Raw genomic sequence first — 17,276 nt, 5'->3', positions numbered from 1 at the left:
ACCGGCGGGCCCTGGTCCCCGCCACTCCCGTCGGGAGGATCAGCGCCGCTCCGGAGCCCCGTCCTCACCGCGCACGACGGCGACCGGGCACCGGGCGTGGCGCAGCAGGCCCTGGCTGACCGACCCGAGCAGCCGTCCGCTCACGCCGCCCCGCCCCCGCGCACCGGCCACGATGAGCTGCGCGTCGCGGCCGGCGGCGGTCAGGGCGGGCCGGATGCGCGAGCGCAGCAGACGGAGTTCCACGACGACGTCGGGGAACGCCCGCTGCCAGGGGGCGACCGCCGCGCGCAGCAGCTCCTGCTCGGCCGTGCGCAGCCGGTCGACGTCCGCGACCGCCGCGGACAGCGGGTCGCCGGCGTGGCGGTAGGCACGCTCGCTCCAGGTGTTCCACACGTGCAGGGCGAGCAGTGGCGCCCCGCGCATCGCGGCCTCGGCGAACGCGAACTCCACCGCCGCGCCCCCCGCCGGGGAGCCGTCCACGGCCAGCAGCACCGGTCCCGTACGGTCCCGGCGTCCGCGCACCGACAGCAGCGGGCAGTGCCCGTGGGCCGCCAGGTGCACCGCCGTGGACTCCGACACCAGCCCGGCCAGACCGGAGCGACGGCCCCCGCCGCCCACCACCGCGAGCACCGCGCTGCGCGACTCGATCCGCAGGACCTCCCGCGCGTCGCCGGCCACCACCGACCGGCCGACCTCGATGCCGGGCGCCGCCGCGCGCGCCCGCTCCTCGGCGCGGGCCAGCACCCCGTGCACCATGGGCCCCAGACCCTGGTGCGCCGTGTGCCACGGCGCCGCACCGGCGTACGGGTGGGCGGGGGAGCGGCCGAAGGCGTGCACGATCCGCAGCGGGACGGACCGCAGGGACGCCTCGTACGCCGCCAGGTCCACCGCGTCCAGACCGGACCGCGAACCGTCCACCCCCACGATCACCGGACTGTTCATCGCGCACACCGTCCTGGAACGCGGCCGGGGAGCAGTTGCTCCTGAACCATTCTGGGCACACCGGCCCGCCGGCGGCCAGGGATGCCGGACGATGCCGCGCAGCGCCCGGAGCCTCGGCCCCCGGCGGCACCCCGAGCGTTCCGCGGCCCCGGCGGTCGCGAGCGCCGAGGAGCCCCCGGACGCGACTCGCCCGATGATGGAGCGGGAGCGCCCCCTGATCGCGGGGGCGACGGTGAGGAAGGCGACGGGTGAGTCGGAGCGGCGGTGGCGGGCAGGGAAGGCCGGCGGACGAGCCGGACGCGACGCTTCCGGTACTGCTGGAGCAGGCGGTCGGCACGGTCGGCACGGCGCTGGACGAGCGCACCACGTGCGAGGAGCTTGCCGGTTTCCTGCACCGGCACGTCTGCGACGCCGTGCTCGTCGAGCTCGCGGCCGACACCCCCGGCACCGGCCCGGCGGGCCCGGCCGCCCTGCGCGTGTCAGCCGGTCCCGGCCGTCTCCTCGGACACCGCCCACCGGCCACCGACCTGACCCCGCGGGTGCCTGACGACGGGCAGCCGGTTCTGCTGCCGGGCGGTCCGCCTTACGCGCTGCTCGTCCCGCTGACCGGTCCGCGCGGCCGTTACGGCAGCGCCCTCGCCCTGCGGGAGCGGCGCCCCTTCGCAGCGGACGACGTGGCGGTGGCGCGCTTCGCGGCCCGCCTCGCCGCCGCCCACGTCGGGCACGCCCGCGCCCACGCCCGGGTGCGGGACACGGCGATGCACCTCCAGCGCGCCCTGCTCGCCGAGCCGGGCCGGCCGCACCCCAACCTGGACCTGGCGACGCGCTACCTCCCCGCGGGGGGCGGGGCCCTGGTCGGCGGGGACTGGTTCGAGACCGTACGGCTCCACTACGGGCGGACCCTGCTCGTCATCGGCGACGTCATGGGGCACGGCATCGACGCGGCGGTGGACATGAACCTGTACCGCTCGATGCTCCGCTACATCGCCTCGACCGACCTGCCGCCGCACAGGATCCTGCGGCAACTGGACTCCGCCGTCACGGACGACGGCACCCGACGGCCCGCGACGTGCCTGCTGGCACGAGTCGACCCGGCCCGGGGCGCCGTGGCCTTCGCCGGCGCCGGGCACCTGCCACCCGTGGCGTTCGCCCCGGACGGCACCGGTGAGCTGGTGTCCGTGCCGGTCGGCCCGCCCCTCGGCACCGGCCTCGGGGGATACGAGATGTCCACGCGCCGGCTGGCGCCCGGCGAGACCCTCCTCATGTTCACCGACGGTCTCGTGGAGCGCCGCGGCGAGGACATCGACGACTCGCTCGCCCGGCTCGCCGGACTGCGCCTGCCCGCCGGCGGGACGGTCCAGGAAGTGGTGGACGACGTGCTGGACCGCCTCGACGCGGTCCACGCCGAGGACGACGTCGCCGCCCTGGCGGTGCGCGCCCGCCACCGCCCGGGCGTCCATCTGGCGGGACCGCCGCTCTGACCGGCCCGGCACCTTCCGCCGCGTCGCATCCGACGGGGCGGCCCGCCAGGGCAGGGCCGGCGTGCGGGGCGCGCACGGCAGGGCGGGGGCGTGCGGCCCGACGCGGGCCGCTGCGGTGCGGCGGGAGGGGCCCGGTCAGTCGGGCGCTGTGCGGCGCAGCGGGGCTCGGGCCTGCCCGGCCTGCTGCGGCCCGACGGAGCCCGGCCCGGGGTGCGGCACGACAGACGCGGCGGACATGCGGCGCGGGCCGTCCCGCCGCGGCACGGCGAGGCTGCGCGACGGGTGCCGCGCAGATGCGGCGCGGCGGGCCACGGGAGTGCCGATGCGGGCGTCCCCGCCCGCTGCGGCCCGGCGGCCCCCGGCCGCCCCGGCCGGCCGTGAACGGATCCGCTGCCCCCGGTCAGGAGCGGTCGTCCGGCCCGGTCGCGTCGGGCCCGCCGGCCCCGCGGTCGCGCCGCTGACCGAGACCCGTCCGGATCGCCTCCGTCAGGATGCGGGCCGCGACGCCCGCGAGCAGCAGCCCCCCGGCCATCTGCAGCATCGCCACCACCCGTCCCGCCTGGGTCACCGCCACGATGTCCCCGAAACCCACCGTGGCGAACGTGGTGAGGGCGAAGTACAGGGCGTCCGTCCTGGTCAGCGGTTCGCTGAAGGAGCCGGGGGAGGCACGTTCCAGCAGGTAGTAGACGCTCGCGAAGACCACCAGGAACAGCACCAGCGTGGTGATGAGCGCTTCCACGGCCCGCAGCCGCGGGTAGGGCGAGCGGATGATGGTCCGCACCTCCCAGGCGAAGACCAGCAGCACCGCGAGCACCCCGCCCACGAGCACCGTCACCGTGCGGAGCGTGCCTGGTCTGTCCATCGGCAGGAGGTAGTACGCCAGGACGACGCACACCGCCACCAGGAGGGCGCGCGCGAGCATGACCAGCGCGGCGCGCCGGTTGCCGCGCGGCCAGCCGGGGCCTCGGGAGGGATCCCCCGTGGTGCCGGCGGCTGCCGGGTCGGCCATCCCAGGTCCCCTTCCGCTGTGCGTGCCGTGCCGGGCCGTCGCGCCGGAGTGCCCCCGGTCGGCCGGCAGGCCGGGCGGGGCCGCTTCACCGCCCCGCCCGACGCGGCGCGTGCCGAGACGTCAGCGTGCCGGCACGTCAGCGCCGCACCCCGGTGCGCGCGGGCCGGCCCGTCGGCGTCGCACCGCCGGTCCGACCTGCCGCGCCCGCCCGCCGGCGGAGAGCCGGGGTCCGCGGCTGTGTGCCTCGTCGCTTCCCCCAGGGGGTCCCGGCAGCCGGTGTTCTCGGAGGCCCCCACCACGGTGGGCCGCGCCACCGCCCCGCTCGCGGCGGGCAGGCCAGCAGGGCAGTCGACCGTGCCCGTCGGCTTCCCGGCGGTCACGGTCGCATGGGTGTCAGGAACCCAGCAGCTTGCGCTTCTGGTCCTCGAACTCCGCCTCGGTGAGCACCCCCTGCGCCTTCAGTTCCCCGAGCTGCCTGAGCTGCTCGATCGTGTCCGCTGTGCCGGAGGACGCCCCGGCGGCCGTGCTCGGCGGAGCCTGGGGCGGGGACGGTGCCGCGGGCGGCGGCGGGGCCTCGGCGTATCCCGGCTGGGAGGCCCAGCGGCCCTGCTGGCGCCGTGTCACCCGGTTCGACACGGCGGTCGCCGTTCCCGCGACGACGGCGGTGCGGGCGACCCCGCGGATCAGACCCGGCATGGCTGTGTCCTTCCTATGTGTCAGGGGCTGCGGGCAGCGGCTCAGTCGGCTTCCTCGACCGCGTCCAGGGCGGCGACCAGGGCGGTCGCCGGGATGCGGCCGGAGGCGACGAGCTGTGCGCCGCCACGGTGCAGGGCGGCGGCGAACGGGGCGGCCCACAGGTTCTCGTAGACCAGGATCCCGGCGGAACTGCCGGGCTGCACCGCGACGGCGGCCTCATCGAGGTCGTCCTGGCCCAGGAGGCCCGAGGACGCGCCGTCGAAGACGGCCAGGTCGAGGCGGCCGTCCCCGGTGAGGTCGGCGATCTCCATCCCCGTCACCGAGCCGTCCTCCTCCTTCCGGATGAAGACCAGGTCCAGGATCCGGATCAGACCGCGGTCCACGAGGTCCACCAGCAGGGGGAAGCCCTCCCCCGTCATCCGGTTGCCGGGGAACTCGACGACCAGGTAGTCGATCGGACCCGTCGGCTCGTTCTCTGTGTTCACGGCGTCCCCTTCTCGGATCGGGTGCGGGGGCGCGCCTCCGCACCGGAACGGCCGGCTGCTCCCGCACCCCCAGTCCACCACCGGCCCGCCGCCCCCGCACCTTCGGTGCCGTCACCCGAACAGGGCCCACCGCTGGCGGGCGCCCCGCCGTCCGCGTCTGCTAGGGGCCATGAGCGACGTCGACGGCCCGGCGCCCCCACCGGGGGCGGGCAGCGAACTGGACGAGCTGAGGCGGCGGCTGAACGCCCTGGAGTCCCGCCCCCCGCGGCGCCACGTGCTGCGCTCCGTCGGCTCGACCGTGCTCGTGCTGCTCGCCGCACTGCTGTCGATGCTCGCCGTCGTCGCGGTGTGGGCCGACAGCATCGTGCAGGACACCGACCGCTACGTCGCCACCGTCGCGCCGCTGGCGAGCGATCCCGACGTGCAGGCGGCCGTCGCCGACCGCGTCACCGACGTCGTCCTGGACCGGGTGGACGTCGAGGCGCTCGTGCAGCAGCTCACGGACGCGGCCGCCCAGCAGGGCGTCCCCCCGCGCCTGGCGGAGCTGTTGGGCACGCTGGACGAGCCCATCGAGAACGGGCTCCGGCAGCTGGTCAGGGACACCGTGGAGCGGGTCGTCGGCAGTGAGGCGTTCGAGACGGTGTGGGTCGACGCCAACCGGCGGGCGCACACGCTGCTGGACCGGGCGCTGACGGGCGAGGCCGACGGCGTCGTCAAGCTGGAGGGCGACGAGGTCGCCGTCGACGTGGGTCCGATCGTCGCCCTGGTCAAGGAACGGCTGGTCGACGCCGGCTTCGCGCCCGCCGCGCGGATTCCCGCCGTGCAGACCGACTTCGTGGTGTTCGCTTCGAAGGACATCGGCGAGGTCCGCACCTACGTCCGGGTGCTGGAGATCCTCGGCGGCTGGCTGCCCCTCATCGCGCTGCTCGTCGCGGCCGCCGGGGTGTACGTGGCGTTCGACCGCCGCCACGCGCTGATCGGGACCGGGGTGGCCGTGTTCGTGGCCATGGTGATCCTCGGTATCGCCCTGACCGTCACGCGGGACGTCTACCTCGACCGGCTGCCGCCCGACGTCTCCCAGGCGGCGGCGGGGGAGGTGTACGACACCCTGGTCCGGTTCCTGCGTGCGGCTGCCCGTGCGCTGGGCGCGGTCGCCGTGTTCACCGCCGTGGGGGCGTTCCTGGCGGGGCCGTCGCGGGCCGCCGTGCTGACCCGCTCCGGCGGCCGCAGGAGCGTCGGCGCGCTGCGGGACGTGGCGAAGTCCGCCGGATGGCGCTCGGGGCCCGTCGGGCGGTTCGTGCACCGCTACAAGCGCTGGATCGGGGTGGCCGTCCTCGTGGCAGCGGCGGTCGTCCTGTTCACCTGGAGCTACCCGACGACCGCCGTGGTGGTGTGGACGGCGGTGATCACCCTGGCCGCCTTCGGCGTCCGCGAGTTCCTGGACGACGACGAGCCCCCGCGGGCGGCGGGGCCGCGGCCCGCCGCCGGATGAGGCCCGCGCTGGTGGGCTCCCCGGCGCCCCGCGGGCTCACTGCCCGACTCGGCCCGCGTCGATGCTCCGGCCCCGCGAGGCGTCCACCACGACGGGCACGCCGTCCGGGAGCTGCCCGTCGAGCCGGTCCAGCAGCCCCTGCACGGGCGGCAGGTCGCCGGGCAGGCGGACCTGGATGTACATCGTGCGGGACTTCGCGTCGACGCTCGTGACGGACGCGTCCGGCTGGTCCGCCAGCCAATCCTCCGCCGCCGCCTTGGCCCGGCCGGTCCACGTGTCCAGCAGCAGCGTCAGGGCGGTGTTCGCGGACAGCGGCACGACCACGACGGCGAACAGGAAGGTCATGGCGGCGTACGTCCGGCGGGCGGGCCGCCCCGGCTCCCGTCCCGCCGGGCCGCCGTGGCGGAGCGCGGCGAAGACGACCATGCCGCCGAAGACCAGGGCGAACAGGTTGGACACGAACAGCACCAGGGCGCCCAGCGCCAGCCACCCGGCGAGGCGCCCCAGGCAGACCCCGGCGACCACCAGGGGCGGGACGAGCGAGATGGCGATCGCGACCCCGGGCAGCACGGCGGCGACATCGCGCCGGGCGAGTGCCACCGCGCCCGCGAAGCCCGTGGCCAGAGCAGCGACCAGGTCCATGATGCCGGGTGAGGTGCGGGACGCGATCTGGCTGTTGGAGAGCAGTTCGTAGCTGCCGGGCAGCACCGTCGAGAACACGGCGCCGATCGCGATCACGAGCGCGCAGGCGAGCAGGACGACCTTGGCCGAGCCCGTGCGGCGGCGCTGGACCGAGCCGAGCGCGATGCCCATGATCGGGGTCGACAGCGGGGCGATGATCATGGCTCCGATCACCGTCGCGGTCGAGTCGGTGAGGACCCCGCCCGCCGCGATGACCGACGACAGCGTCAGCATCGTCCAGAACGCCGACCGCTTGGACACGGTGTCCCCGTGCGACAGGTCCAGGTCCTGTGCGAGGTCGTCCAGCGAACGGCGCTGGGAGGCGGGCAGGACACGTGCGCGTACTCCGCTGGGCATGGGCCCAAGAAACCACGCAGGGCGGCGTTTCCCCGCCAAGGACACGGGTGCGTGCCGCGCCGTGGCGCGGCACGCACCGCTGCGTCCTGCCCGGCGGCGGCCGGGTCAGTGCAGGACCTTCTCCTTGGCCCGCCGGAACTCCTCCTCGGTGATCTCGCCCCGCGAGCGCAGTTCGGAGAGCCGGGCCAGCTGCTCGGCGTGGTTCCCGGAGCCCGCCCCGGCACCGGCGGTCTCGCGGATGTAGTCGTCGAGCGCCTGCCGTTGCGCCTGCGCGTGTTCGGCCTCCCTGCGGCCCATGCCCTTGCCGCGTGCGATCACGTAGACGAAGACGCCGAGGAACGGCAGCACGATCACGAAGATCAGCCACCCCGTCTTGGCGAGTCCGCCGAGGGTGTCGTCGCGGAAGACGTCCGCGATGATGCGGAAGAGGAGGACGATCCACAGCACCCACAGGAAGATCCACATGACCGTCCAGAACGCCCCGAGGACCGGGTAGTCGTAGGCCAGATTCATGTCGTTGCTCCTTTGCCCTACCCCCCGTCTGCCGATCAGTCGTTGAGGAACCAGCCGCGCACCTGCGCCTCGTGGTCGACGTACCGGTCGCCGGAGACGTCGACGACGACCTTGTCGATGGTGCCCCCGGTGAACGGGAACGGCCCCGTGTAGTCGGGGGTGACCGGTGAGGCGTCGTCGCGGCCCACGCAGATGCCGTCCCCGACGAGGCAGAAGGCACCGGGCTGGGTGACGATGTCGCGGTGACCCACCTCCTGGTCGTCCACGTAGAGGGTGAGCGTGCCCGTGGCGCCGGGCATCGCCGGGTCGCTGCTGCGGCCTTCCGCCGCGAACTCGGCCGTCAGGACGTGCCTGCCCGCAGGGAGGTCGCGGTCGGCATCCACGACCTGCAGGGTGGTGCCGACCCAGTTGAACGCGTAGTGCAGCCGGTGGTCCTTGACGTACAGGCTGTGGCCGCCCGTCACGCCGCCGTGGGCGTACAGGACGCCTTCGGCGTCGGCCGAGTCGACGTCCACCCCGGCGGCGATGGTGTACGACCGGCCGCCGGTGACCACGCCGGACTGCTCGGGCACCGGCGCGGAGTCGGGGTAGTACACGTAGCGGCTGCGTTCCGGGTTCCCCCGCGGACGGTCCGCCAGGGTCTGCTCCAGGGCGGTGCGGTCGTCCAGCGGGAGCCCGTGGTAGAGGCCGGCGTAGTAGTACCAGAGGCTCTTGAGGGTCTCCAGCCGCTCCGGTTCCCGCGCGGCCAGGTCCGTCGACTGCGCGCGGTCGCGCGTCAGGTCGTACAGCTCCCATGTGTCGTGGGCGAAGTCGCCCCAGCCGCTCAGCGGCGGGTGGACGGTGCAGGCCAGCCAGCCCTCGTGGTACAGGGACCGCTGGCCCAGCATCGCGTAGAACTGCGTCTCCCGCCCGGGCGCCGCCGGGTCGGTGAGGGCGGCGGCGAAGCTCTCACCCTCGATCGGGCTCTGCGGACGGCCCTTGAGTGTCTCGGGCGGTTCCACGCCCAGCAGGTCGTAGAGGGTGGGGACGACGTCCACCGCGTGGAGGTACTGGGAGCGCACCTCGCCCCGCGCCGGGATGCCCGCCGGCCAGGCGACGAGGCACATGTCGGCCACGCCGCCCTCGTAGCCGGCCCAGCGCTTCCAGTAAGGGAACGGGGTGTCGAAGGCCCAGGCCCACCCGGTGTTGTAGTGGTTGTACGACGAGGGGCTGCCGAGCTCGTCGAGGTGTTCCAGGGAGAGCTCGGCCGGGGTCGGCACGCCGTTGAAGAACCGCCACTCGTTGAACGTGCCGTCCGGTCCGCCCTCGCCGCTGGCCCCGTTGTCGGACACCGCCACGATGATCGTGTTGTCGAGCTCCCCCGCGGACTCCAGGTAGTCGAGGACCCGGCCCAGCTGGTCGTCGGTGTAGGAGACGTAGCCGGCGAAGACCTCCGCCATCCGGACGAACAGCCGCCGCTCGTCGTCGCTGAGCCCGTCCCAGGGCCGCACGGTGTCGAGCGTCGGCCACGACCGGCCGCCCTGCCCCGTCGCCGCGGGCTCGCCGTGCGGGTTGATGCCGGACAGTTCCGTGTCCTCCGGCAGCAGACCGAGCTCCTTCTGTCGGCGCAGGATCCCGGGCCGGACGGCCTCGTACCCCTCGTCGAAGACGCCCTGGTAGCGGTCGGCCCACTCGGCGAAGACATGGTGCGGCGCGTGCGCCGCGTCGAGGGAGAGGTACATGAAGAACGGCTTGCCCGGGTCGACGGCCTTCGCGTCGCGGATGAACCGGATGGCCTTGTCCGAGAAGTCCTTCGCGATGTGGTAGCCCTCCTCCGGCGTGGCCGGCGGGTCCACGGGGTGGTTGTCGTGGATCAGGTCCGGGTACCAGCAGCTCGATTCGCCGCCGAGGAAGCCGTAGAACCGCTCGAAGCCGCGCCCGAGAGGCCAGCGCCCCTTGAAGGCGGCCATGTTGGTCTCCTCGCCGGGCGTCAGGTGCCACTTCCCGACGCAGTACGTGTTGTAACCGCGCTCCGCCAGGACCTCGGACACGAAGCCGTTCTCGAACGGGATGCGGGTGGAGATCCCCGGGAAGCCGGAGCTGAACTCGGCGATCGTCGCCATCCCGTTCGACGTGGCGTTGCGGCCGGTCAGGAGCGACGCCCGGGTGGGGGAGCACAGCGCGGTCGTGTGGAAGTTCGAGCAGCGGACGCCCATGTCGGCGATGCGCGACATCGTCGGGGTCCGTACCGGCCCACCGAAGCAGTCCATCGTCCCGTAGCCCACGTCGTCCCAGGCGATGAGCAGTACGTTCGGGGCGTTCTCCGGCGCCCGGGGCGCAAGGAACGGCTCCCAGTCCGGCCGGGAGTCGCGGACGTCTAGGGCGATCTTTCCCCTGTAGGCCTTGGACATGGCGTTTCTCCTGGCTTCCGGCGGGTCGTGCCCGGACATGCGACCAGGGTGGCCCCGGGGGCGGCCGCCCGTCTTCACCCCGGGAGGGTGAGGGGCCCGCGCCCCGCAGAGGCCGGCCCCGCGCGTACGGTTCGGCCCCGTCACCTGATGGTGATCCGCCGCCGCACCGGCTCGGGAACGGCCGCCGCCTCGACGGTCTCCCGGCCCGCCGCCGCGGTCCGACGGTGCCAGCGGCCGTAGCGGTCGGCGAGGGCGACCGCCGACATCCCGTGCAGCAGGACACTGAGGCCCACGGTGACCGCGACCACCCTGCCGAGCAGGTCCACGCCGGGGACCCGGTCCTCCAGCACCAGCAGCCCCAGCACGACGGAGGCCAGCCCCCGCGGGCCGAACCATCCGACGTACGCCACGGTGGGCGCCCTGAGGCCGCTCCCGGCGAGCGCGAGGGCCACCGGGACCATCCGCACGACGGTGAGGCTGAGCACCGCGTAGCCGACGACCCGCCAGCTCAGGCCCTCCAGCGTGGGCCCGAGCAGCACCGCCCCGAACAGCAGCAGGCTCAGCGACGCCAGCAGGCCCCCCAGGTGCTCGGCGAAGGCGGCCTCGCGCTCCGGTCCTTCCGGCCGCCGCCGGCCCGGCCCCGCGGATGCGTGCCGGCGCAGGACGACACCGAACGTGAAACCGGCGACCCAGGCCGAGATGAATCCGCTGCCGTCCACCGCGACGCCCAGCCCGTACGCCGCCGCGGCCACGGCGGGGACGTAGAGCTGCGCCCACTCCCGCGCCACCCCCCCCCGCGCCTGCGCCCACCGCAGCAGACGGCCCCCGCCCGAGCCGGCCAGGAGGCCCAGCACCGCGCTCAGCACGAGCGCGCGCCAGAACACCCCGGCCGCCCCCTCCCCGGCGGCCGAGGTGCCGGGCAGGCCCGCGAGGAACAGGACGAAGAAGGGCAGCACCATGCCGTCGTTGAGGCCGCTCTCCACGTTGAGGCCCTGTCTGACCAGTGGCGGGACCTGCCGGCTCGACATGGCGGTCTTCCCGAGGGCCGCGTCCGTCGGGGCGAGCACGGCGCCCACGAGCGCGAGCTCCCACAGGGTCAGCCCGGGCAGCAGGGGCCACGCCAGGAGCCAGCCCGCTCCGATGGTCAGCGGTAGTCCCACGCCGAGCAGCCGCGCCGGCACGAAGCCACCGGACCGGAGGTCGCGCAGACGTACGGCCAGGGCGTCGGTGAACAGCACGAGGGCCAGGGCGGCCTCGATCAGCACGCGGACCGGCCCGGTCTCCTGCCCCAGGTCGACGACACCGAGGACCGCCGGCCCGAGGAGCACCCCGCACCCGACGAACACCGTCGCGGACGACACCGGACTCGCCGCGAGGCGCCGCGAGAACAGCGCGTAGGCGGCCGTGACCCCCGCCGCCGCCAACCCGGCCCAGGTCTCGCCGTCCATCGGGCCCCTCCGTCCTCCTGCGTGGGCGTGCGGACGGTGTCCGCAGACCGCCTCTTCAGGGCACCAGCAGACCGGGCGCCGGGCCTCACCCGCCACGGGTGATCACCAGCCCAGGGCCGCCGCCCCAGACTGGGGGCGCGGAAGGAGGAGGCACGCAACCGGTACGCATCCGAGGGAGGAACCATCATGGACACGACCACGAACCACCGGCGCTCCGCGGCGTCCGAGGCCGCCGCCGGCGGACTGGTGACGTTCGCCGGGGTCCTGCTGTTCATCGCGGGCCTGCTGGACCTGTTCCGCGGCATCATGGCGATCGCCGAGGACGAGGTGTACGTCACGACACCGAACTACATCTTCCAGTTCGACCTCACCGGCTGGGGCTGGATCCAGCTGATCCTCGGGGCCGTCGCCATCGTCGTCAGCCTGGGCGTGTTCTCCCGCGCCCTGTGGGCACGGGTCATCGGGGTCGGCATCGCCGCCCTGCTGATCATCGCGAACTTCCTGACGATCCCGTACTACCCCGTCTGGTCGATCGTCCTGATCGCCTTGTACGCCTTCGTCATCTGGGCCCTGTGCGTCGTGCCCCGCGAACCGTGAGGAGGCGGGCCGACCGGGCGTCGCCCCACCGCGCCGCCCGGGCGCCGCGCCGCTCCCCGCCGTGTGAGACCCGAAGCGGCCGCGCCACAGCCGCTGTCCCGGGCCGGGGCCCGTACCACTGGCCGGGCCCCGGCGGGACGCCCGCCGGGGCCCTCACCCTCCGGGGGTGAGGCGCGCGGCCTGCGCCGGCCGCACCCTGGCGGCATGAGCACCGTCGACCTGCCCGACCCGACCATCCGGCGGCGGCCCTTCCACCTGCTCGCCAAGCCGACCGGGGCGATCTGCAACCTGGACTGCACCTACTGCTTCTTCCTGTCCAAGGAGATGCTCTACGGCGGCAGCAGATTCCGCATGGCGGACGACCTGCTCGACGCCTACCTCCGCCAGTTGACCGAGGCGCACGGACCGGCGCCCGAGGTCACCGTGGCCTGGCAGGGCGGGGAGCCGACGCTGATGGGCCTGGACTTCTTCCGCCGGTCCGTGGAGCTCGCACGGCGGTACGCGCGCCCCGGCCAGCGGATCGTCCACACCCTCCAGACCAACGGCACCCTCCTGGACGCCGACTGGGCCCGGTTCCTGAAGGACAACGGCTTCCTCGTCGGCCTCTCCGTCGACGGCCCCCGCGCCCTCCACGACGCCTACCGGGTCGACAAGGGCGGCAAGCCCACCTTCGACCGCGTCATGCGCGGCCTGCGCCACCTGCGCGAGCACGGCGTGCAGTGGAACGCCCTGACGACCCTCCACGCGGCCAACGCGGGACACGGCCGCGAGGTCTACGCCTTCCTCCGCGACGACTGCGGCGCGAAACACGTGCAGTTCATCCCCATCGTGGAGCGCACCACCGCGCAGGACCTGCCCCTGGCCGACGCGGGGTGGGGCGCCCGCGCCGCGGAGCGGCCCCTGTACCGGCAGCAGGGCGACCGGGTCACCGACCGCTCGGTGACCGGGGAGCAGTACGGCCGGTTCCTCATCGACGTCTTCGAGGACTGGGTGCGCCACGACATCGGCCGCGTCCACGTGCAGATGTTCGACGTGGCCCTGGCGAACTGGTATGGCGAACAGCCCTCGCTGTGCGTGCACTCCAGGACCTGCGGCAGCGCCCTCGCCCTGGAGCACAACGGCGACGTGTACTCCTGCGACCACTTCGTGGAACCCGAGCACCTCCTCGGCACCATCCGCGAGCGGCACCTGCTGGAGCTGGTGGACTCCCCGCAGCAGCGCAGGTTCGGGCAGGACAAGTACGACACCCTGCCCCGCCAGTGCCTCGACTGCGACGTCCGGTTCGCCTGCCACGGAGGCTGCCCCAAGGACCGCTTCGCCACCACCGGGGACGGTGAGCCGGGCCTCAACCACCTGTGCGCAGGGTTCACCGCGTTCTTCCACCACGTCGACCGCCCGATGCGCGCCATGACCGGCCTGCTCCACCAGGGACGGGCGCCCGCGCTGCTGATGCGCGCCTACGCGGCCGCCGACGCCCACCGGCCTCACAACGCGCCCTGCCCGTGCGGCGGCGGCCGCAAGTGGGCGCGCTGCCACGGACGGCCCGCCGCTTCCGCGCCCGTGTAGGCCCGCCTCCGCCGACGCGGCGCGCCGGCGGGTCCTCCGGACGAGGCCGCGCGCCGTGCGGGACAGCCCGGTCCGGCGGTGCCGTGCGCCCCGCCGGTCGGCTGTCCGGCCCACCGACCCGGGGCGGGCAGGGTCAGCCCGCCCCGGGACGGCCCGGTGCCGGGTCGCCGACGGGTGTGCCGGAAGCCGGCGCGTCGGCGAGGGCCTCGCCGTACAGGCGGAACAGCCGCAGGCCACTGCGGGTGCCGTCGTCGCCGTCGTCGAGGGCCTGCCAGCAGCGGGCGGCCAGCGCGCGGGCACGGGTGCCGGGCCAGGGCTGGGGGAGGAGCTCCGGAGGCAGCAGCGGGTCGGGGCGCATGGCGTCGGTGAAGGCCGCGGCCAGCTCGATGGCGTACGTCAGCCGCGCCGTGCCGCCGGTGCGGTCCGGACCGGTCACCCGGGCGAGCCGGTCCGCGGCGAGGGAGGCGAGGGCCTCGTGGCGGTCCGCGACCGCCCGGAGCGGCCACAGCCGGGCGGCCAGCCGGGCCGGGTCGTCCTCCTCGCCCACGCGCAGGTCCCGGCTGGTGAGGCGGGTGAGGAAGGACAGGACGCCGAGGTGCCGGGCGTGCGCCTCGACGACCGGGCCCACGGCGTTCGCGGTCACGTAGAGCCCGCCCTGCAGCGGCGCCGCCCCGAGGTGGAGGAGCGCGTCGCGCAGGGCGTCGCGGGCCTGCCGCTCGGTCTCGGGGACGGCGAAGGCGAACAGGTGCCAGGTCCCGTCCCAGGGGGCCAGCCCCCGGTCCTGCCGGTAGGCGTGGCGGACGTACTGCGCGTCGGGTGCGACGGCGCCCGTCGGATCGGCCGCCGCGCGCAGCACCGCCCTGCGGCCGCGGCCCTCCTGGGTGAACCGGCCCTCGGCCACGAGGCGCTTGACGCAGAGCCTCACCTGCTGGTCCGTCATGCCGAGCGCACCCGCGACGGCGTACAGCTCGGCGCCGTCGACGGTGCCGTCCTCGCGGAGCAGGGCGAACACCAGGGTGCGGGTGCCGATCCCGGGCGCGGCCGGCTCGGCCGCCGACGTGCTCATCGGCCTGCCTCCGCGCCGCCGGCCCGCGGCCCGTCCGGGCGCGCCGGAACGGCGAGGTGCATGGTGGTCACCGCACCGAAACCCATCAGGCGCCGGAGGTACGGCGTCTGCTCGGTGTGCACGGCGACGAACCCGTGCCGCTCGTACAGGGCGCGGGCGCGCGGGTTCACGTCGATGACGTCCAGGCGGACCCGGGAGCAGCCGTGCTCCGCCGCGACGGCCGCCGTCTCCGCGAGCAGGCGGCTGCCGATCCCCCCGCCCCGGTGGGCGGGGTCGACGGCGATGCCGTCCATGACCAGCTCACCCGGCTCGGGGGTCCGTTCGAGCAGGGCCAGTACCGCGAGCCGGGGCAGCCCGCGCACGAGTCCGTAGCGCGAGAGCATGTCCCGCACGCCGCCGCCGGTCAGGGCCCGCCCGCCGAGCTGGTACCCGGCGACGCCGACCACCATGCCGCCCGGCGCGAGGGCGACGGCGGCGCGGTCGTGGTGGAGGTGGTCGGCGATGAAGGCGCGGCCGCGCTCGGCGGGCCCCAGGGCGGCGCCGAGCTTGCGCCCGAACGCCTCCCAGTACAGCTCCGCGACCCTCTCCTCCTGCCCGCGCGGTACGCCCCGCCGGATGGCTGCTGCTGTGTCCACGACCCCTCCTCGCACTGTTGGTACGAACATAGTACGGTCGATTCGACTACGATCGTTTCAGGAGCGATACATTTCGGGGGGATCGATGAAGAAGCACCGCACCGCGACGACACGCGCCGGGAAGGCGGCGCGTGCCCTGCTCGCCACGCTGACCGCACTGGCGCTGCTGGCAACGGGCCTCGTCGGGCTCGTGCTCTGGCAGCACAGCTACGACCTGCGCGAGGAGGCGGTCACCATCCGCCACGGGGGCAGGACCCTCGAAGGCGTCCTCGCCCTGCCCCCGAACGGCCGAGGTCCCCATCCGCTGGTCGTGTTCGTCCACGGGGACGGCCCGGTCGACGCCACCCACGACACCTTCTACCGGCCGATCTGGGAGTCCCTGGCCCGCGCCGGCTACGCGTCGCTGTCCTGGAACAAGCCGGGTGTCGGCGGCGCTCCGGGCGACTGGCTCGCACAGTCCATGGACGACCGTGCCGCCGAGGCGGCCGACGCCATCGCCTGGGCCCGCGGACGGCCCGACGTCGACGGCGACCGCATCGGACTGTGGGGCGCCAGCCAGGCAGGCTGGGTCCTGCCGAAGATCGCCGCCCGCGACCGCGGCATCCGGTTCGCCATCGCGGTCTCCCCGGCGATCGACTGGCACCGCCAGGGCCGCTACAACCTCCTCGCCGAGTTGCGCCGCGACGGCGCCTCCGACGCCGAGACCGCCGCCGCCCTGCGCCGCCGCGACACCGTGCGGGACCTGCTCGACCGGTCCGCGCCCTACGACGCGTACGTGCGCGCCGTGGGCCGCTCCCACGCCATGACCGCCGCCCGCTGGCGGTTCGTCTCCCGGAACCACACCGCCGACGCGACCCCCGCGCTGCCGGCCCTGCGCGGCACGCCCGTCCTGCTGGTGCTGGCCGGCCGCGACCTGAACGTCGACACCGCCGAGACGGAGGCCGTCTACCGGAGGCTCCTGCCGGGCCCCGGACTGCGGGTCGCCCGCTACCCCGGCGCCGCCCACAGCCTCGTCGCGTACGACGTCGAGAACTCGCCGCTCCGCCTCACCCTGACCGCCCTCTTCGCACCGCGGGCCCTGTTCGCGGAGGGCTTCCTCGCCGACCAGCGCGACTTCCTCGCCGGCCTCGGCACCGGAGCGGCGGCACGGTGACCACCCCGGCGGCGGCGCGGCCCGCGCCGACTGCCGCAGGGCATCTGCCGGAGCCCGGGCGGCCCTTCACCTGCGACTTCCGCACCCGGCCCGGGGCGCGTCCGGGGCCGCCGCAGCCGCCCGGTGCGGCGGGTGCGCGTCCGTGCGCCACCGGGTCGGCGCGGACGGGGTGCGCGGGTGCGCGTTCCGCGCCACTGTGGTGAAGACGAGGCATGGGGGTGCGCAAGGCGGGCACGAGCCGAAAAGTGTTCTCCACTGATGACCATCCCACAGCGAGCACGGAGGCGAGCGTGACAGGGCAGGACAGCGCACACCGCGAAGCCGGTCCGGCGGACGGTGACTTCCTGGTCGAACGCCTCAGGTCCGAGATCGCGCAACTGGAGCAGGCCGTCGAGTCGCACGCCGTGATCGACCAGGCCATGGGGGTCCTCATGGCCGTGGGCAGCTGCTCCCCGGCCGAGGCGTGGGACGTCCTGCGCGAGGCGTCGATGCGCACCAACACCAAGCTCCGAGGCGTCGCCGCACTGGTACTGGAGTGGGCCCGCACCGGGAACCTGCCCCCCGCGCTCCGCAAGGAACTGGAGAGCAGGCTCGCGACCGGCACCCCCGTGCCCCCCGCCGGCACCCCTGCGCCCTCCGCGACCGGTGCGCCCCCCGCCGAAGGGCCCCCCGTGCCCCCCGACGGCGGCGCGGCACCCTGAGGGGCGCCGCACCGGCGCGACGGTGTCGCAGGGCTGCCGCGCGGGCGGACCCGGGTCCCCGCCC

At 75.0% G+C, this 17,276-nt stretch carries 16 protein-coding genes; 6 read left to right on the top strand and 10 right to left on the bottom strand.

Going from position 1 to position 17,276, the window contains the following annotated elements:
- Positions 1–39 precede the first annotated feature (39 nt).
- Positions 40–942, bottom strand: coding sequence for a universal stress protein (locus tag BJP40_RS05760; RefSeq protein ID WP_177204309.1), 903 nt, complete (start codon positions 940–942; stop codon positions 40–42).
- A 248-nt stretch (positions 943–1,190) separates the two neighbouring features.
- Between BJP40_RS05760 and BJP40_RS05755 the strand changes: the two genes are divergently transcribed.
- Positions 1,191–2,423, top strand: a complete 1,233-nt coding sequence (locus BJP40_RS05755) for a PP2C family protein-serine/threonine phosphatase (protein ID WP_079170953.1) — start codon at positions 1,191–1,193, stop codon at positions 2,421–2,423.
- 400 nt (positions 2,424–2,823) lie between these two features.
- Here BJP40_RS05755 and BJP40_RS05750 read toward each other — a convergent pair whose 3' ends face one another.
- The 3 genes from BJP40_RS05750 to BJP40_RS05740 all read right to left on the bottom strand — a co-directional run bounded on the left by BJP40_RS05750 (position 2,824) and on the right by BJP40_RS05740 (position 4,613).
- Positions 2,824–3,432, bottom strand: coding sequence for a potassium channel family protein (locus BJP40_RS05750; protein ID WP_079170952.1), 609 nt, complete (start codon positions 3,430–3,432; stop codon positions 2,824–2,826).
- A gap of 393 nt (positions 3,433–3,825) precedes the next feature.
- Positions 3,826–4,128 (bottom strand): SHOCT domain-containing protein, encoded by a 303-nt coding sequence (locus tag BJP40_RS05745; protein ID WP_071279143.1) that lies wholly within the window; start codon positions 4,126–4,128, stop codon positions 3,826–3,828.
- 41 nt (positions 4,129–4,169) lie between these two features.
- Positions 4,170–4,613, bottom strand: coding sequence for a DUF6325 family protein (locus BJP40_RS05740; protein WP_177204308.1), 444 nt, complete (start codon positions 4,611–4,613; stop codon positions 4,170–4,172).
- Positions 4,614–4,782: 169 nt separating this feature from the next.
- On the opposite strand from BJP40_RS05740, the gene BJP40_RS05735 reads away from it, so the two are divergent.
- Entirely contained in the window at positions 4,783–6,105 is a 1,323-nt protein-coding gene (locus tag BJP40_RS05735; protein ID WP_177204307.1) for a hypothetical protein, read from the top strand.
- A 36-nt stretch (positions 6,106–6,141) separates the two neighbouring features.
- Here the strand turns inward: BJP40_RS05735 and BJP40_RS05730 are convergent, their stop codons facing one another.
- The 4 genes from BJP40_RS05730 to BJP40_RS05715 all read right to left on the bottom strand — a co-directional run bounded on the left by BJP40_RS05730 (position 6,142) and on the right by BJP40_RS05715 (position 11,494).
- Positions 6,142–7,143 carry a TIGR00341 family protein gene (locus tag BJP40_RS05730; protein WP_071279141.1) on the bottom strand — a complete coding sequence of 334 codons (1,002 nt, stop codon included), beginning with the start codon at positions 7,141–7,143 and terminating at the stop codon, positions 6,142–6,144.
- Positions 7,144–7,248: 105 nt separating this feature from the next.
- Positions 7,249–7,656, bottom strand: a complete 408-nt coding sequence (locus tag BJP40_RS05725; RefSeq protein WP_071279139.1) for an SHOCT domain-containing protein — start codon at positions 7,654–7,656, stop codon at positions 7,249–7,251.
- A 35-nt stretch (positions 7,657–7,691) separates the two neighbouring features.
- Positions 7,692–10,046 carry an arylsulfatase gene (locus tag BJP40_RS05720; RefSeq protein ID WP_071279137.1) on the bottom strand — a complete coding sequence of 785 codons (2,355 nt, stop codon included), beginning with the start codon at positions 10,044–10,046 and terminating at the stop codon, positions 7,692–7,694.
- A 140-nt stretch (positions 10,047–10,186) separates the two neighbouring features.
- The gene (locus BJP40_RS05715; protein ID WP_071279135.1) at positions 10,187–11,494 is read right to left on the bottom strand and encodes a cation:proton antiporter; all 1,308 of its coding nucleotides are present in this window, start codon (positions 11,492–11,494) and stop codon (positions 10,187–10,189) included.
- Positions 11,495–11,680: 186 nt separating this feature from the next.
- Here BJP40_RS05715 and BJP40_RS05710 point away from each other — a divergent pair, with 186 nt between their 5' ends.
- The gene (locus tag BJP40_RS05710; RefSeq protein WP_071279133.1) at positions 11,681–12,091 is read left to right on the top strand and encodes a hypothetical protein; all 411 of its coding nucleotides are present in this window, start codon (positions 11,681–11,683) and stop codon (positions 12,089–12,091) included.
- Positions 12,092–12,295: 204 nt separating this feature from the next.
- Entirely contained in the window at positions 12,296–13,657 is a 1,362-nt protein-coding gene (locus tag BJP40_RS05705) for an anaerobic sulfatase maturase (protein WP_071279131.1), read from the top strand.
- Positions 13,658–13,790: 133 nt separating this feature from the next.
- On the opposite strand, the gene BJP40_RS05700 is transcribed toward BJP40_RS05705, so the two are convergent.
- Both BJP40_RS05700 and BJP40_RS05695 read right to left on the bottom strand, forming a co-directional pair.
- Positions 13,791–14,723, bottom strand: coding sequence for a PaaX family transcriptional regulator C-terminal domain-containing protein (locus BJP40_RS05700; protein WP_071279129.1), 933 nt, complete (start codon positions 14,721–14,723; stop codon positions 13,791–13,793).
- The gene (locus BJP40_RS05695) at positions 14,720–15,358 is read right to left on the bottom strand and encodes an N-acetyltransferase (protein ID WP_226962824.1); all 639 of its coding nucleotides are present in this window, start codon (positions 15,356–15,358) and stop codon (positions 14,720–14,722) included. Before BJP40_RS05695 ends, BJP40_RS05700 begins: the two co-directional genes overlap by 4 nt.
- Before the next feature lie 85 nt (positions 15,359–15,443).
- On the opposite strand from BJP40_RS05695, the gene BJP40_RS05690 reads away from it, so the two are divergent.
- Together BJP40_RS05690 and BJP40_RS05685 are read left to right on the top strand one after the other, a co-directional pair.
- Positions 15,444–16,511 carry a S9 family peptidase gene (locus BJP40_RS05690; RefSeq protein WP_079170951.1) on the top strand — a complete coding sequence of 356 codons (1,068 nt, stop codon included), beginning with the start codon at positions 15,444–15,446 and terminating at the stop codon, positions 16,509–16,511.
- A gap of 290 nt (positions 16,512–16,801) precedes the next feature.
- Entirely contained in the window at positions 16,802–17,212 is a 411-nt protein-coding gene (locus BJP40_RS05685; RefSeq protein WP_071279127.1) for an ANTAR domain-containing protein, read from the top strand.
- The last annotated feature ends 64 nt before the right edge of the window (positions 17,213–17,276 follow it).

Source organism: Streptomyces sp. CC53 (genome assembly GCF_001865245.1).
Classification (GTDB): Bacteria; Actinomycetota; Actinomycetes; order Streptomycetales; family Streptomycetaceae; genus Streptomyces.
The sequence above is the reverse complement of the archived record's forward strand: the minus strand, read 5'-3'. Positions and strand labels throughout refer to the sequence as shown.

Bases quoted from the DNA above. Each gene is read 5' to 3' on its own strand.
- BJP40_RS05725 (WP_071279139.1), bottom strand. From the start codon at position 7,656: ATGAATCTGGCCTACGACTACCCGGTCCTCGGGGCGTTCTGGACGGTC.
- BJP40_RS05710 (WP_071279133.1), top strand. From the start codon at position 11,681: ATGGACACGACCACGAACCACCGGCGCTCCGCGGCGTCCGAGGCCGCC.
- BJP40_RS05720 (WP_071279137.1), bottom strand. From the start codon at position 10,046: ATGTCCAAGGCCTACAGGGGAAAGATCGCCCTAGACGTCCGCGACTCC.
- BJP40_RS05690 (WP_079170951.1), top strand. From the start codon at position 15,444: ATGAAGAAGCACCGCACCGCGACGACACGCGCCGGGAAGGCGGCGCGT.
- BJP40_RS05715 (WP_071279135.1), bottom strand. From the start codon at position 11,494: ATGGACGGCGAGACCTGGGCCGGGTTGGCGGCGGCGGGGGTCACGGCC.
- BJP40_RS05735 (WP_177204307.1), top strand. From the start codon at position 4,783: ATGAGCGACGTCGACGGCCCGGCGCCCCCACCGGGGGCGGGCAGCGAA.
- BJP40_RS05700 (WP_071279129.1), bottom strand. From the start codon at position 14,723: ATGAGCACGTCGGCGGCCGAGCCGGCCGCGCCCGGGATCGGCACCCGC.
- BJP40_RS05760 (WP_177204309.1), bottom strand. From the start codon at position 942: ATGAACAGTCCGGTGATCGTGGGGGTGGACGGTTCGCGGTCCGGTCTG.
- BJP40_RS05730 (WP_071279141.1), bottom strand. From the start codon at position 7,143: ATGCCCAGCGGAGTACGCGCACGTGTCCTGCCCGCCTCCCAGCGCCGT.
- BJP40_RS05750 (WP_079170952.1), bottom strand. From the start codon at position 3,432: ATGGCCGACCCGGCAGCCGCCGGCACCACGGGGGATCCCTCCCGAGGC.
- BJP40_RS05745 (WP_071279143.1), bottom strand. From the start codon at position 4,128: ATGCCGGGTCTGATCCGCGGGGTCGCCCGCACCGCCGTCGTCGCGGGA.
- BJP40_RS05705 (WP_071279131.1), top strand. From the start codon at position 12,296: ATGAGCACCGTCGACCTGCCCGACCCGACCATCCGGCGGCGGCCCTTC.